Source organism: Microcoleus sp. MOSTC5 (genome assembly GCF_036701825.1).
Classification (GTDB): Bacteria; Cyanobacteriota; Cyanobacteriia; order Cyanobacteriales; family Microcoleaceae; genus Microcoleus; species Microcoleus asticus.
This window is the reverse complement of record NZ_JAUBRK010000005.1, coordinates 155,113-171,450: the sequence shown is the minus strand read 5'-3', so window position 1 is coordinate 171,450 and position 16,338 is coordinate 155,113. Positions and strand designations below refer to the sequence as shown.

Genomic DNA, 16,338 nt, shown 5'->3' with positions numbered 1-16,338 from the left:
AACGAAAGAATTGCCAGGTCTAGCTGAGGTGAAAACTTCTGCAAAATAGGGGTGCTAGCGCAAGCCCGGCAGCCCGTAGCCACCCGTAAGTCCTTTGCACAGCCGTAACTCTGTACCTTGAGAATTCCACTCTACGCGATCGAATATTTGGTAAAGAATAAACAACCCCCTACCACATTCCTGTTCCACATGGGGCAGTGCAGATTCATCTACAACATCCTGTGCTAGGAGACTCTCGCAATCATCGGTATAAAGGTTGCAACTGCAAGGAGCTTTAAAGCCAGAACCTTCATCCGATATTACCCACCAATATTGGTTTTGGACGACCGAAAAACGGACTCCAACTGTTTTACCGGGGTCTAACTTGTTTCCATGCTTAGCAGCATTTACCAAAGCTTCTTGAAGCCCCAACCGCAATTCCGCTTGCCAGTAATCTGGCACCTCTGCTAGGAGCAGATCCAAAATAGGACAAAGGTATAGAGTAGAAGCGAAGCTAATCGTAATCCAATTGCGTCCGACCGGACGGGGTGAAATAGCAATCACTCAGAAAACTCCCTAACTTTCAGGTGGATAAAGTTCACACCCTGCATAGTTGGCTCCCTAGTATTCAAAATGCTAATTAATTGAGCGCCGCAGCTCTACTTCTATCTTAGAGTATCCAAGCAATTAAGAACAGCAAAGAACGTCACAAAATATTCAGGGATTCTGAGAAACTTCTGCAGAGAACCATCAGTAATTTTACTTATAACTTCTCCCAGCAGCCAGATTCTCGATATCGGCTTTTGCCACCTAGCAACGCTTAGGCTCGCTGCATCCCCCAAGCCGTCAACAGCTCATACCAAACGATCCCCACCTTGAAAAGCTCGGAAATAACTATAAAAAAGTCGATCCCTTCACCATCGCGAATCGGGATCGACCCTCGCAGCCGCTGGGCAAGGGCCGATCGCCAACAACTTGCTAGGCTACCACACAGCAAAATCATCATACCTAGGTGTGTTGCAGCCCGAACCGGATATATTTCCCAAAAGCGATCGGGCAAAATATCTCCGATTGTTGCGACCCTCACAAAATCAATATTCGTTACAAAACTTATTCATTCTGAGAGCGGGCGATCGCGATATCCCAAATCGCCCAAATTGAATAATTCTCTTCTGGCATAAGCCAGGCGCGTTTGGAAAACTTTATAAATCTGAGGGTCGCGATACAATATTTAAAGTAAATAATTATTTCTTTACATTATGAAAGCAACCCCAGCCATGAATTCCGCCCCCATAGCCGGCACTTACTGGCAGTGGCGGGGGCATTCAGTGTACTACGTTCGATCGAGCGAACGGCATCCAGAACGCCCTCCCCTGCTGTTAATTCACGGTTTTGGAGCCTCCACAGACCACTGGCGCAAAAATATCAGCGGGCTGAGCAAAGACTTTGAAGTGTGGGCGATCGACCTGATCGGATTCGGGCGATCGGCAAAACCCGAATTGCAGTACAGCGGCGACCTCTGGCGCGACCAACTCCACGACTTTATCACCAACATCATCGGCCGGCCCGCCGTACTAGCCGGCAACTCCCTCGGAGGCTACGCCGCCTTGTGTGTAGCCGCCCAGCGCCCCGAATCAGCCGCCGGACTCATATTAATCAACAGCGCCGGCCCCTTCAGCGAACCGCAGCCCGCACCCGAAGCCCCGCCCTTGCAAAAAGCCATATCTGCGGTAGCTAAAACCTTATTTCAGCAAGATTGGGCAAGTTTTCTGCTGTTCCAGTACGTGCGCCAGCGATCGACAATTCGGAAAACCCTAGAAAAAGTTTATCTTGACCAAAGCGCCGTCACAGACCAATTAGTAGAAGAAATTTACCTTCCCTCCTGCGATCCCGGTGCCCCCAAAGTATTCGCTTCTGTATTCAGAACACCCCAAGGCGAAAAAATCGACGTATTACTTAGTCAATTAAACTGCCGGTTGCTAATGCTGTGGGGAGAAGGCGACCCGTGGATGAATTCTACAGAAAGAAGCGCTAAATTTCGCAAACACTATCCGCAGTTAACAGAACACTTTATCAAAGCTGGTCACTGTCCCCACGACGAAGTACCAGAACAGATAAACGAACTGATTCGCGCATGGATAATTGACGAATAATCGATCGGCACATAAATAATTTTCCCCCGGCAATCTCCTCCGTCGGATAGGGGGAAAATTATCCAATTTGCGGTAAAAATCTATGTATTGTGCTCTCACAAACGCGGTTAATTTCTACTCACATATTCTGAGGAGACCGAAACCATGACCCGCAAAAAGACTCGCCGCAATTTTATATTGAGCAGTATAGCTGTTGCCAGCGGCATTGCAGGCGCTAAGGCGATCGAACAGCAGGATCGGGAAATCGCAGCCGCACCCAATAACCAGGGGGCCGCCACAGTAAAAATGCCAGAACGACTGTTAGGCAACACCGGCGTGAAAGTGCCGATTTTCGGTTTGGGGGGAGCAGGACAAACACCGCTGTCGCAGCCGGGAAGAGAAGCAGAAGCGGCGGTGCAAATTGAACGCGCGATCGAACTAGGCATTCGCTATTTTGACACGGCGGCCGAGTACGGGCCCAGCGAAGAAAACTTAGGCAAAGTTTTGCCACCATATCGATCGCGCCTATTCCTAGCCACAAAAACCTCCGCCAGAGACAGAGATGGCGCGTGGAGAGACTTAGAGCGATCGCTCAAAAGATTGAAAACCGATCGGCTAGACTTGTGGCAACTCCACCACGTCTCATTCCAAACAGAATTAGACCAAATTTTCAGTGCCAAAGGAGCAATAAAGGCGATCGAAGAAGCCAAACAGCAAAAAATAATTCGTTTTTCCGGCATCACCGGACACCACGAACCAGCCATCATTGCCGCAGGCTTGCAGCGCTATCCTTTCGACACAACATTAATTTCCCTCAACGCCGCCGAAAAACATCACCCGCGCTCCTTTGTTACCAGCGCTTTACCAGTTGCCAAAGCCAAAAACATCGGTGTCATAGCCATGAAAATACCAGCTTACGGCAAATTATTTCTGAACGGTGTTTTAGATGGAATGCACCAAGCAATGGGCTACACACTTTCACTTCCCGGCGTGCACTGCTGCATCATCGCCGCCGACTCAGTAAAGCAATTAGAAGAAAACTTCAAAGTCGCCCAAGGATTCAAACCCCTGAACAAAACAGAAATGGCAGCACTTGAAAAGCGCACCGCCGCCGCTTGGCAAGAAAATACATTTTTCCGACAGTGGACTTAAGAGATCGACTCCAAAATTCCCTTTTTCCTCTGTGTTTATTGTAGTGTGTTGATTGTGGCGCGGGCTGAAAGCCCGTGAATCACAGTTTTGTATTATGACTCAAGTCCTCACTACAAACCTATAATGGTTGTGTTACCAAACTTGATATCATCTGCCGTGAAAATACATCTAATCAAAAAACAAGGCGACCAACCATGTCGCCTTGTTTTTTATCATAAAATATGCACTTTGTCAACAGCCAAGAGCTATTCTTTTTTCCGTTTAGCCTTATCTAACCGCCTCCGATCGCGCCACTCAGCCGCGGTCAAATAAGCGACCCCGCCAGTCACCGTCAGCAGCAGTACAAAGGCTACTAAAACGAGAATATTAGCAATCGAAAATTCCACAACCCCTCTTCCTCTGATTTTACATTTTCTACTTTCGATTTTAGATGAAAAATGTTAACAATGAACAGTTGAATGTTGAGGGCTAACTGTTAACTGTTAACACTCCATTTAAACTGCTGGCAACTCTTCCAAAATTGTAAACCTCACATGATTAATTGCCAGACTCCCCACGGAAACATCCTCCTTGTTTAAAGGAAGACCGCCGCTCGTGAGACTTTGAAACCGAATTCCCTTGCCAATCTCTACGTGATACCAAGCCAAACCCATAAAAAATCGCAAAGGATAAGGGCCTCTGTCTTGAATGTCATCAGGATTAGATTCCATGGGCACCCAGCCAAAACCCGGAATGTAAAACTCCAGCCAAACGTGATTGAAATCCGGCTCCAGCGACACCCCTTTTCTGTCAGCAAAAGCCGGGCACTTGTAGCGGCCTATGGTGCGACAAGCAATCCGGTTCAACCTTGCCAAAGCCAACAATACCCCCACGTACTCGCCGCAGGAACCGATGCCGCGGCGCAGTACAAGATCGGGAGTGTCAATGTGAGGCCTAATCCCGTAAGAAAGTTGGTCGTAAACAAAATTGCGGATGCTCAGTAACTGCCTCAAAATATTAGTTTCTGAGCCAATGGCAGCCACAGCAGCCGATCGCACAATCTCCGTATCCATCGCCAAATTGTCATTGTCCACCAAATACTTAGCTGCAAACTCCGGCGACAGCTTCGGAATCTTTTCGACATCCCGAGGCGACAACTGATACTTAATCGATCGAACTTCTAACAAAGCCTTCCAGCCAAAAATTCGGCGTTCCCCAGGGTGCAGCCGATCGAACTTAAACACCGCCACCCGTTCCCCTTCCTGAATTTCCTCAGTAAAAGGCATTCCAATCGGCGTAATTTTCCTGACCTTTTGCCGGTGAGTTTCCGAAGGCAAAGCAATCCGCCACTCCAAATTTTCGATTTCTACCTCATCGAGAGGAGACAGTTCCTCCACATAAGACATTTCCATCAAAAAACCGTTTGACAGAGCGTAGCGGTCGGCTTCATTGTAGTGAAAATACAAAGGGTGAATAAAAGTGCGATCGCGCTTCGTCAACTGAAAAGGATCTTCCGAATTCGGGTCATCCCGGATGTAAAGTTCATCCCCGGCATAAGCCACGTACAGAACCTCCTCCCCGGTTTCGGAATCCTTGTAAAAAGCCAAACCAGAAGGCGACTCAAAAGGAGTCAAAACGCTAAATTTAATCTCCCCAGTTCCCCTTTCCAAACAGTAAACAGTTTGCTCAGTCTTGTCGCAAACCCAAAGTTCCTCATCCCGGACAGTGATATTTTCTACCCCAATACCGGGAGCGTAAAACCGAGTAATTTCCCGACCGCTTTTCAGGTCAAAAACCAGAATATATCCCAATCTATGGCACGTAACATAAAGCGTAGATTTCCAAACAGCAATCCCGTCAGCAGGATAAGAAAGCGAAACAAAATGTTCCGGTTTGAGTTCAGTTATCGCCCCGTCCAGAATTGCGCCCCGACAGCAACAAATATCCTCATCCCGCGCAAACCAGAGAGTATCTTCCGAAATAGCCAGCCCCGTTGCGCCGGCAAACTTAGCCGTTTGATAAGGATTCAAAACAGTAGTGTTGTCACTTTCTCGATCGATCTCCAATAGCAGCCCTTCGGCGCGATCGATAGCGAACAACCTATTTCCTAAAAAAGCAATGCCGTGCAGTGCCAACACTCCTATGGGTCTTACCATCCGCAGCCCCGAAGGCTGTTTGTCCGAGAGAACAGGTGAATCGAGATTCATGCTAAATTTCTTGCCGGTATTGTACAGAAAACCTGATTTGTAACTTGTAGCCGATCGCTTGAGGTTCACCAGCAAAATTGCCGAGTTTCCTGATATCCAGGACTGACGCATCAACCGGGTGTTTTTACGAAAAGAGGCGTTGTAGCCTCTTGTCAGAGTTAAAAGAGCCCGAATATTAGTCTTTGTCAAAGTTGGGTTTAACAAGCTCAACCCAACCTGCTGCCGTGAATAAAAGTAAGTATAACTACTAAGCTACCACTGACAAACGCGACCCAGAATTCTATGTTGATCGGAGCGACCCAAATAATCGTATCTGCCTGAAGATATAAATTAAGTACAACAGATTACTATATCCGTCAAAACCTTGGATACAATAAAACCGTGCGATAAAGTTCCTAGGTTCATCAGAAGGCAGGTTCGTCATGGCTTGGAAGTCTGCTCTAAATATCGGTGCTTTTTCCTTAATTCTGTCTTTAGAGGCAGTTGCCGCCGGTAGTTTTTTAATACCAGCAGAGGCTCTCAACAGCCCCGCAAACAGCGTCGAACGCCACTCACAACCGCAGCTACCCCTCAACTGGCAAACAGTTCAACCCCCTGAACCCAGGGGAAGCAGACCGAACATTCAGCCAACGGGAGCCGCGTGGAATAGCTTTCAACCGCCGGAGGGCGGAGTACCCGGAAGGCGGGAAGGGGGAGGAACCCGCGGCTTAGAATGCCCGACCGCCACAGCAGCCTTAACTGCCTTGATTCCCCAATCAACTATGGGGCAAACCATATCAGCAAAGCCAACATTTTTCTACTACCTTCCCGTAGCCCTCGACAAAACAGTTGAGTTTGAGTTAGCAGACGAAAGGGACAAAACAGTATACAAAAAAAGTTTTCGCATGGTAACTAGCCGTGCAGGTATCGTTAGCGTCAGCCTCGGCTCCGACGACAACTCGCCAGCCCTGGAAGTTGGCAAAAACTATCAATGGTACTTTACTATCAAATGCAACCCAAAAAATACAACAGATGATGTTCTCGTTTCCGGGTGGATCAACCGCACCGCACTCGCCCCAAACGTGAAAACACAGTTGGATCGATCGCCCGATCGCGCCAAGCTCAGCATCTTCGCCCAACAAAGTCTCTGGTACGAGTACCTGGCAACTCTAGCTCAATTGCGCATCGCGTTTCCCAGCGATGCCAGTTTAGCGATCAAGTGGTCAGCAGTGTTGAACTCAGTCCAACTCGGCAAAATCGCCCAAGAACCCTTAGTCGCAAGTGAGTTAACACCTATCACAAGACAATAATTCGATACCTGTTTCCAAAAAAATGCAACGGTAGGCAAGCCCCAAACCGTGATAGCTGCCATAAGTCATTGCCAAATCTAAAATCTAAAACCTAAAATAGTATGACTTGTGCAGCAAGTACGAAAAACTCGGTTTCGAGCGCGGTATTTGGCAGCGCCACAGATGATTTTTGCCTGTTCCGGGTTTTTTGGTCTATCGTCCTAAATAAATTAAAATTTTTGTACCGCGATCGGCAGTTCGGACTTCTGGCATCTTGAAAGCCGGACTGTGGAGATTTTGATGGTCAAATTTCGCCTAATACTAAATGATAAACTGGCATAGTCAAGCAGCCGACAAACTTATTTTAGAGAAATTATTAAATATGCGCCCGAATGCAAATATTGCACTATTTCGGTTGGGAATTTCACTTCTAACTGCGCTCCCGATAGCTTGCTTTTATGCCAATAAAGCTATATCCCAAACAAAGGATATTTCTCAGTTGCCCGTTGCTGCTGACAACTCAGCAGATACGGGCAATCAAGTATTAGCACTGCAAAAACTGGAAATCAAGCAGGATGAAACAGCAACAAACTTAAATCAGCTTCCCGATTCGATCGAGACCAACCCTGAACCAGAAACACGATCGAACCCCGCCGAAAACAGCCAAGATGCCTGTTCCACAATCGATGAAACTGCTTGTGGTGCGGGCATCTTGCCCGAACCAAAAAATCTGGTTGATAGCGATCCCCAATGTCAGAACCAGCTAGATTGCAATCCAGTTTTAGCCCAGAACCCGCAGACGCCACCGGGAAACCTCCCGCCCGACTTAAACCGCGATCGAGTACCCAATCCGCTGTTACCGTCGCCGCCGACTCAGCCAGATCCAAATCGCGATCGTTTTCTGCAACCGGCCCCGCAGCCTTCGCCAGAACCTCCCCAAGTACCGCCAACAGTAGCGCCTAGCCCCCCGTCGCCAGTACCCCCAACCCTGCCGAATACAGCAATTGAGGTGCAGAAAATTCAAGTAGTTGGCAGCACAATTTTAAGCCAAGACGAAATTAATGCCTTAGTCAAGCCGTTAGAAGGCCGTTCTACCACCCTAGAACAGCTCAAACAAATCGCCGACAAAATTACCGAAATTTACCTCAATCGCGGCTACATCACTTCGAGAGCAGTCTTGCCGCCCCAAACTATCACCGCAGGGGTAGTCCAAATTCAAGTTATCGAAGGCAAGCTAGCCCGAATTGAGGTAGAAGGAACTAAAAGATTGCATCCAAGTTACATCCGCAGCCGGATTCGACTCGGGGCGGGAATGCCTTTAAGCACAGCTTCATTAGAAGACCAACTCCGGCTGCTGCGAGTCGATCCTTTATTTGACAATGTAGAAGCCAGTCTGCGGGCTGGGGAGAATGAAGGCGAGAGCATTCTGATCGTCCGAGTCTTGGAAGCTAATCCGTTTCAGCCTACTTTCAGCATTGACAATTACTCGCCTCCCAGTGTCGGTTCCGAAAGATTGGGAGTTAGTTTGCGGCACCGCAATATAACGGGAAATGGCGACGAACTGGCAGGGGCTTATTACCGATCGCTCGGCGATTCAGACGTGTTTGATTTCAGCTATCGCCTGCCGCTAAATGCGATGAACGGCACTTTGCAATTGAGGGCGGCACCAAACCGCAACAGTATTGTACAAGAACCTTTTGACAGTTTTGACATTTCGGGAAAATCGCATTTATTTGAAGTTAGTTACCGCCAGCCGCTGCGGAGAACGCCGATCGAAGAATTTGCCTTATCTGCCGGTTTTACTTATCAGACAGGCAGAACTTTTCTCGCTGGCGAACCGCGTTCTTTTGGCATCCGCGAGGAGTCCAAGGGGGTCACCAATACGAGCGCAATTAAGCTTGGACAGGACTACATTCGGCGCGACCCGCAGGGTGCTTGGGCGGTGCGATCGCAATTTACGATCGGCACTAGCTTGTTTGATGCTACTCAATACGAAGGTTCCGATCCCGACGGACAATTTTTTAGTTGGCTGGGTCAAGTGCAGCGAGTACAGCGATTGAACGACAAACATCTATTAATTTTGCAGGCAGACTTGCAGTTGTCAGCTAATAGTTTGTTACCTTCCCAGCAATTTGTAATTGGCGGCGGGCAATCTTTGCGCGGGTACCGCCAAAATGTCCGTTCTGGCGATAACGGCTTCAGAGTTTCGATCGAGGATCGGATTACTTTGCAGCGGGATGCTTCGGGAAATCCCAAACTTCAATTGGCTCCATTTTTGGATGCGGGTACGGTATGGAACGTTGCGAACAATCCTAATAAATTAACGAATCAGACATTTTTAGCAGGTGTGGGTTTGGGCGTAATCTGGGAACCGATACAGCGGGTGAACCTGCGCGTAGATTACGCTTTTCCTTTGGTGAGGATTAGCGATCGGGGCGACAATCTGCAAGATAAGGGAATTTACTTCAACATAATTTATACGCCCTAAAATGAGCGATCTGTAGCTCTGCTACGCATATAATAAATTTTCTCTTATGGCAGAGGGGAGATGGGAAAAGTGGGCGAGTGGGAGAGGGAGAGAGTGTGGGCAGTGAGAGATGAAGAAAATATGGCGTTGCTCAATGGCGCTATGAATCATTGAGGAATGGAGACATCCCAGAATTTGAAAGTTTGACCTCAATTCATCGCACCATAATGCAACGCCTTTTTTTAAACTCTATTACTGCCGACTTATCTTTTTTGATACTACTACGATCGCTATATAATGTAAAAATGTAAATCTTTCTCGACTTGATATCCTTTACTGCCTCAAAGGAAATGAACCGCTGTTGCTGGACGATCGACAAAATATCTGGATTATCAAGACTGGTATTATAGCATTGTTTGCGACTAAAGTCAAGGATAGTTTGGTTAGTGGCGATCGCCAATATTTGTTCGATGTGGGTGCGGGCGAAGCTTTATTTGGTGCAGCGCTGGGAGAAGAATGGGGACTGTTGGCGGTGGCGATCGAACCCACAGAAATATACCAAATTAACACAGCAGATTTGGTTGCGCAGGTAACAGTTGGCGAAGAAAATGCAATTGGGTTAGTGAATGGTTGGGTAAACCGTTTCAAGAAGACATTCAGCCTGGAATACACAGCGGCGTTCGCTTCCCAGGAATTATCCTTCATAAATTACGGGAGTGCTGCTTCGCTGCCAAACATTTTAGCCGATTTACATACCGATTTATTCAATTATTTGAACGGGCAGGAGTTGCAGAAAACAGAGGTGGCTTTTCGCCAAATTCAAGAAAGAGAAGAACTGAATCTAATGAGAGTCAATTCTGCCCTTTCTAAGTTAGCGGGTGTAGTAAAACCGCAGCAAGAAACGGTATCCTTCCAGCAAGGAATTCCTTTGTTAATTGCGGCGGGTGCAGTGGGAAAAGCGATGGGAATAACGATTAGTCCTCCGACGCAGTTGGATGAACTCAAATCTCTAAAAGATTTGGTGGAGGCTATAGCGCGTTCCTCCCAATTTCGGATTCGGATGGTGGCGTTGGAGGATGGCTGGTGGCGAAGAGAATACGGCCCGCCTTTAGCTTCCACCATTGCAGGGCATCCGGTGGCTTTGTTAGTTGTTGGTAACGGTTGCGTTTTGTTCGATGGAGTAACTCAAACTCGGACGAGGGTGAATGAGACGGTGGCGGCGACTTTGGCACCGGAAGCTTACCAGTTTTACCGACCGTTACCTAGTGTTATTAATAATGTGTTGCCCTTGTTACAGTTTGGCTTCAAGGGGTATGAAAAAGACATCGCCAGCATTATGGTAGTGGGAATTATTGGTACCCTGCTGGGGATGGTGGTGCCGCAGGGGATGGGAATTTTGGTGGATAGTGCGATTCCAGATATAGAAGTGAAATTGTAAATTCTGTACCGCGACCTAAAGTCGCTCTCACTTATAGCACGCCGCCGTGTTTCTCAACCACAATCTGCCGTGCCATCGCCAAACCCAATCCCGTGCCTTTACCCACACCTTTAGTTGTAAATAAACGATCGCATATCTTTTGTTTTACCTCTCAACGGGCGTAGCAGTAAGATGCTTCTTTAGGCTCTAATATAGCTGATGGGAATCTCGATCGCTAACTCTGTACCATCTCCAACTCTAGAATTACAGGTTAATTTACCGCCATGTTTTTTGACAATACCATAGCTAACAGATAAACCCAAACCTGTACCGCTACCCACTGGTTTAGTTGTAAAAAATGGATCGAATATTCGGGATTGAATATTCGCCGGGATACCGGCACCATTATCAGTAATTTTAATTCTAACCCTGTCTTTTTCAATGAATTCAGTCTGAATCATAATTGCAGGGTTTTTATCTGTTTTATTAATTGATTGAAGAGCATCAATAGCGTTACTGATAATGCTCAGGAATACTTGATTTATCTCACTAGCATAACAAATTACATTGGGCAGATTTCCATACTCTTTAATAACTTGTATTTCTGATTTGCCATCGCTCAGTCTTAAGCGAGTCTGTAAAATTAGCAAAGTGCTTTCAATTCCGGTATGTAAATCTACTGCTTTCATGTCGGCTTCATCTAAGCGGGAAAAGTTACGCAAACTCAGGATAATTTGGCTAATGCGATCGCTCCCTACTTTCATAGATTCCAGAATTTTAATTAAATCTTCCCAGATAAATTCTAAATCCATTTCTTCTATTTTCGCTTGAATTACTTTACTGGGTTCAGGATACTCTTGTTGATAAATATTAAGTAAAATAAGCAAATCTTTGACATAATCCTCTATATGTGCAACATTACTACGAATAAATGTTACTGGATTGTTGATTTCGTGAGCAATCCCAGCTACCAGTTGACCCAGAGATGACATTTTTTCGCTCTGAATTAATTGTGCTTGGGTTTGTTGTAAGTTTTTAAATGCTTGCTCTAAATCAAAAGCTTTTTGGCTTAAATCTTCCGTTTTTTGCGCTACTTCTGCTTCTAAGCTTTGGGAATATTTCTCTATTTGTTTATATAAACGAGCATTATCAATAGAGCTCGCCGCTTGAGCTGCGAGCATCTGGATAATTTCTACTCGATCATTAGTAAATGCTCCCACTGTTAAGTTATTTTCTAAGTACACAATACCGACGAGTTTTCCTTGGCGAATAATTGGAGTACATAAAACTGATTTAGGTTGATGAGCGATAATATAGCGATCGCCTGCAAATTGGTCGGCTGTACTTAAGTTGTCAAAAACAGCCGTCGCTTGAGTTCGTGCCACCGCATAAATCAAACTCTGAGGAATTTCTTGATATTCTTCCAGAGAAATTTCTAATATTTTTGTCTGCTTTTGTGCGGCTTGAGCGACAACTAACCATTGTCGGTCTTGGCGCAGCACTAAACAACCGATTTGTGCTCCCCCATTCGCAAGCATAATCTGCATCAAAGTGGCTAACAGTTTCTCTAATTCAATTTCTTGTGAAATGGCTTGTGCCGCCATCATTACTGCTGGAAAATCCCACCATAAATTCTCGCTACTACTGACGCTAGTTAGGCTTCCCATCCAGTTCGGGTTGATGGTTGTCCCAGATGTGAGGACAAAGTTAGCAGGTTGGAGAATAGCTTTCAGTAGTTGTGGATAGTGTTGTTCTAAATAAGCTACTTTAGCTTTTGCATCCCAACGGGAATAACAGTAATAAGCCTCAATCATGTAAGATTGTGCAACTTTTTCTTTCCCCCAATCTAAGTAGAATTTGGCAGCTAGTTCGTTGGCTAAACCTTCTTCTTGGATATAACCATTTTCTTTGGCTTCTGAAATGGCGCGATCGTACCAATCTCCAGCTTCATAATTCTTGCCTAAAACCCGGCATTTTTCTGCTTCTACTAAGTCAACTTTATGTTGGTGATTCATCGGGGCCTGGTGTGCCCATTCAGCCAGAGTGGTTTGATGGGTTTCTGCCAAAGCGAGAGTGTTCGCTTGCTCAATTTCTGACTGCGTAGAGCAGAGTGCTAAGTAGGTTAACCCGGCATAGAAATGGAAAACCGGAGTATGAATCATTGCTGACGCTACCCTCAAATAGAGGCTTGCTTGGGAAATGTAGTCTAGGGCATTGGTGTAGTTGCCAAAGAGATAGGCAAGCATTAGTTTGTAGTTATAGGCAATAGCGAGTGCAGTAAGCTCACTATTCTGATTGTGCTGAGGAAACATCACGGTTTCATCATAAGCCTGACCGATTAACAAATCCGGTTGATTGACAATTTCCCTCAAGTTCCGCACCGTCTGTTGTGTCATCTTCACGTAAAACAGAGGAGAATATTGCTTCACAGTCGTTAAGACAACACAGTAATTTTCTATTTCTGCGTGCCAATCATCAAGCTCTACTCCGGAACAAAAATTATTATATGAATAACTACTGACGCAGTAGCCAGCATTGAGAAAATCACCTGTTTCCATTCCGACTAAATAGCCTTGTTTCGCCGTTGGGATTGCTGCCCTCAGTGGTTCTTGACGATGCTGAATAAAACAGCCAAACCAAAGTAAAGTGATACATTTAAATTCTGGCCAATTCAACTGATTGAGTAAGCTCAGTGCTACTCGCCCAAAGCGATAACCTTTTTCTACTTCTCCGAAAAAACCAGACAGCACAATGCCATAGCCCACATACCCGATTGTTGATGCTGGTGCATTGCCAAATTGAAGTGATAGACTCACCATTGTGGCACAAAGCAGAGGCTGCAAAGCAGGATTTGCCATAAAAATAGCCGGAAACAAGATGCCTAACAATTGCATCGCCGCGATTGTCCGAGGATCGCTCATCACGGGAAGGTTAACCAGTTCCTCAATCTGTTTACCCTCCAGTTGGTTGGCAAGGTTTTGTAATGCAATGCGTGTCAATGCTTCGTCAGTTTCATAGGGGAGTTCAATCCCCAATTGCGCTAGGGCATTGGTGCCGATCGCGATCGCTTCTAACATCTGACTCTGAGTTGTCAGTGCGTTGATTTGAATCTCAAATATTTTGACTTTATCTAGTATTGTTTTGGCCGATCGCAAAACCTGGGCTGCCATTTCTTCCATGCCATTAAAATCGGCATTTAAGTAGGCCGTTTCAGCCGCAGCCACATAAAGATTCAGGGTTAATTCATACTGAGTTTGCCAACTGTTTTCTGTGAGTAACTCCAGCCCTGTTTTCACAAAACTTCTGGCGCCTGCATAAGCTGTTGAATTTCTGGCTTTCTGTCCGGCTGCTAAGTTCAATCTGGCTAACGCTTCCCGTTCCTCTGCTTGAGTCATGAACTCAATTCCTAAATTCAAATGCCCGACAATATCAAACAGCTTTTCCTCTTTTTCTATCTCTGATAAGTTTTGTTGGAGCAGTTGCCCAATATGGTAATGGGTCTGCTGTTTTTCCTCGTCAGGAATCAATGAATAAGCCGCTTGTTGGACGCGATCGTGTAAAAATCGATAAGTCGGATTAGCGGAATCATTGAAAACTTCCTCACTATCAGATTGGGTATAGAACTTATAGATTTTGGTAGTAGGAATTACCAAACCTTCCTGCAAGGCTTTCCATAAAGCTGTTGCACTACTGTCTGGTGATTTCTCACTGACAATTGCTAAGGTATTCAAATCAAACTGCGCCCCAATACAAGCCGCTAGTGTGAGACTCTCCTGAGTTTCTCTGGGCAATTTCTGTAATTGCAATGCCATGAATTCAACAACATCATCAGTAATTGCTAAGGCCTTCACTTGGGCAATATCGCATTGCCAATATTGAATCTCGCAATCAAAGCTAATTAACTTGTCATCATGTAATGCTTTGAGAAACTGGGTCGCAAAAAAAGGATTACCTTGAGTTTTTTGATAGACCAATTTTGTTAAAGGCTGGGCTAGAGATGATTCACAATTCAGTGTATCTGCCACTAACTGATTCATATCGGGTTCCCTTAACGGCGGTAAAGTAATTGTATTCACCGTTGCCCCTGTTTTGACAATTTCATCCACTGTTAAAATGAATGGATGTACGGGGGAGACTTCACGATCTCGATACGCACCTAATATTAATAGATACCCCACATCTTGCATCAATAAGTTAAGCAAGTTCAGTGAGGCCGAGTCGGCCCATTGCAAGTCATCTAAAAACATGACTAACGGATGTTCTTTACTGGTAAAGACTTGCACAAATTTTTGAAACAGGAGATTAAAGCGATTTTGGGCGGCTGTTCCTGATAATTCAAGGGTGGGTGGCTGTTTACCGATAATATTTTCTAACTCAGGAATTACGTCTATTAAGACTTGTCCGTTGTCTGCTACTGCGGTTAATATCTGGCTTTTCCATGTTTCTAATTGCCCATCTGATTCTGCTAGCAATTGCCCCATTAAATCGCGGAATGCTTGCACAAATGCCGAAAAGGGAATGTTGCGCTGAAATTGGTCATATTTCCCTTTAAGAAAATAACCCCGTTGCCGCACAATTGGTTTATGAACTTCGTTGACCACTGCGGTTTTTCCAATCCCTGAAGAACCCGCAACGAGCATCATTTCTGCTGCACCTTCGCTGACTCTTTCAAAGGCTTGTATGAGCGTTCCTACTTCGCTTTCTCGTCCGTAGAGTTTGTCGGGGATGATGAAGCGATCGCATACATCCCGCCTTCCTAACTCAAAACTTTCAATGTTTCCAGTTTCTTGGCACTGCTGCAAACACCTTTCTAAGTCATGTTTCAATCCCAAGGCACTTTGATAGCGCTTTTCGGCATTTTTTGCCATCAGCTTCATCACCATATCCGAAACCACCTGCGGAATTTCTTTGCTATTTATTGAAGGAGGTTGTTTGGCAAGATGGCAGTGAATCAACTCCATCGGGTCGTCACATTCAAATGGCAGTTTTCCTGTCAGCAGTTCGTAAAAGGTGGCCCCCAGAGAATAAAAGTCGGTGCGGTAGTCGATGCCTCGGTTCATTCGTCCAGTTTGTTCGGGAGAAATATAGGCTAGGGTTCCTTCTAAAACGTTGGGATTGTGAATTTCTTGAGTTTCTCTCGGCAGTAGGGAGGCGATGCTAAAGTCAATCAGTTTGACTTGTTTAGTTTCCGGATGTATTAGCACGTTCGCTGGCTTAATATCTTTGTGGATGACTCGATGCCGATACAGTCCGTCAAGGATGTCAGTTATTTGAATGGCGATCGCCAATATTTCTGCTAAAGCCCGCGTAGGTGCTTCACCGAGCCGTCTTCGGCATCGATCTTGGGCGTATTGCCGTAGAGAAATGCCACCAAAATCCTCCATCACTAGGGTATAGCTGTTGCGGTAGGATTCCAGACTGTAAGGTTCAACGACTCCCGGCAGACGTAGATTTTTGGCGATGGTATACTGGTTGCGGAATTGCAGCAGTTCGCTGAAACTGGGATAGTCTCTATTTAATAGTTTAATGACAACTGGAAGCCGATCGATTTCTCGAATGGCTCGATAAACCACGGTTTTAGAACCACTGTACAGTTGCTCGATTAGACGGTATCCGGCAATTGATCTGGTTAAATCTATACTTGCATTCATTTTGGATCTCCTTATCTTAAATATTGACTGTTAACAATTAATGTGCGCCTCTATTTGTAAGGGTTAAAGGCGACTATCGCATAATT

The 16,338-nt window shown here is 45.7% G+C and carries 11 protein-coding genes; 6 read left to right on the top strand and 5 right to left on the bottom strand.

The genetic code is table 11. The annotated features are described in order from the left end of the window. Positions 1-54 precede the first annotated feature (54 nt). The gene (locus QUA54_RS03795; protein ID WP_333413375.1) at positions 55-543 is read right to left on the bottom strand and encodes an anti-sigma regulatory factor; all 489 of its coding nucleotides are present in this window, start codon (positions 541-543) and stop codon (positions 55-57) included. Between the two features lie 256 nt (positions 544-799). Continuing rightward, on the bottom strand, positions 800-1,066 hold the full coding sequence (locus tag QUA54_RS03790) for a hypothetical protein (RefSeq protein WP_333413372.1): 267 nt from the start codon (positions 1,064-1,066) through the stop codon (positions 800-802). Positions 1,067-1,238: 172 nt separating this feature from the next. Here QUA54_RS03790 and QUA54_RS03785 point away from each other — a divergent pair, with 172 nt between their 5' ends. Together QUA54_RS03785 and QUA54_RS03780 are read left to right on the top strand one after the other, a co-directional pair. After that, positions 1,239-2,132 carry an alpha/beta fold hydrolase gene (locus QUA54_RS03785; protein WP_333413370.1) on the top strand — a complete coding sequence of 298 codons (894 nt, stop codon included), beginning with the start codon at positions 1,239-1,241 and terminating at the stop codon, positions 2,130-2,132. 144 nt (positions 2,133-2,276) lie between these two features. Then, positions 2,277-3,263: an aldo/keto reductase gene (locus QUA54_RS03780; protein ID WP_333413368.1), complete on the top strand. Its 987-nt coding sequence runs from the start codon at positions 2,277-2,279 to the stop codon at positions 3,261-3,263. Between the two features lie 245 nt (positions 3,264-3,508). On the opposite strand, the gene QUA54_RS03775 is transcribed toward QUA54_RS03780, so the two are convergent. Continuing rightward, positions 3,509-3,649: a hypothetical protein gene (locus QUA54_RS03775; RefSeq protein ID WP_172189208.1), complete on the bottom strand. Its 141-nt coding sequence runs from the start codon at positions 3,647-3,649 to the stop codon at positions 3,509-3,511. 108 nt (positions 3,650-3,757) lie between these two features. Further along, positions 3,758-5,449: a transglutaminase family protein gene (locus QUA54_RS03770; RefSeq protein ID WP_333190272.1), complete on the bottom strand. Its 1,692-nt coding sequence runs from the start codon at positions 5,447-5,449 to the stop codon at positions 3,758-3,760. Between the two features lie 422 nt (positions 5,450-5,871). On the opposite strand from QUA54_RS03770, the gene QUA54_RS03765 reads away from it, so the two are divergent. From QUA54_RS03765 to QUA54_RS03750, 4 genes are all read left to right on the top strand, one after another. After that, entirely contained in the window at positions 5,872-6,738 is an 867-nt protein-coding gene (locus tag QUA54_RS03765) for a DUF928 domain-containing protein (protein WP_333413366.1), read from the top strand. 101 nt (positions 6,739-6,839) lie between these two features. Beyond that, positions 6,840-6,995, top strand: a complete 156-nt coding sequence (locus tag QUA54_RS03760; RefSeq protein WP_333413364.1) for a hypothetical protein — start codon at positions 6,840-6,842, stop codon at positions 6,993-6,995. 47 nt (positions 6,996-7,042) lie between these two features. After that, positions 7,043-9,205 carry a ShlB/FhaC/HecB family hemolysin secretion/activation protein gene (locus QUA54_RS03755; protein WP_333413362.1) on the top strand — a complete coding sequence of 721 codons (2,163 nt, stop codon included), beginning with the start codon at positions 7,043-7,045 and terminating at the stop codon, positions 9,203-9,205. Positions 9,206-9,545: 340 nt separating this feature from the next. Beyond that, the gene (locus tag QUA54_RS03750; RefSeq protein ID WP_333413360.1) at positions 9,546-10,622 is read left to right on the top strand and encodes a hypothetical protein; all 1,077 of its coding nucleotides are present in this window, start codon (positions 9,546-9,548) and stop codon (positions 10,620-10,622) included. A 179-nt stretch (positions 10,623-10,801) separates the two neighbouring features. Here the strand turns inward: QUA54_RS03750 and QUA54_RS03745 are convergent, their stop codons facing one another. Next, the gene (locus QUA54_RS03745) at positions 10,802-16,252 is read right to left on the bottom strand and encodes an AAA family ATPase (protein WP_333413358.1); all 5,451 of its coding nucleotides are present in this window, start codon (positions 16,250-16,252) and stop codon (positions 10,802-10,804) included. Positions 16,253-16,338 lie beyond the last annotated feature (86 nt).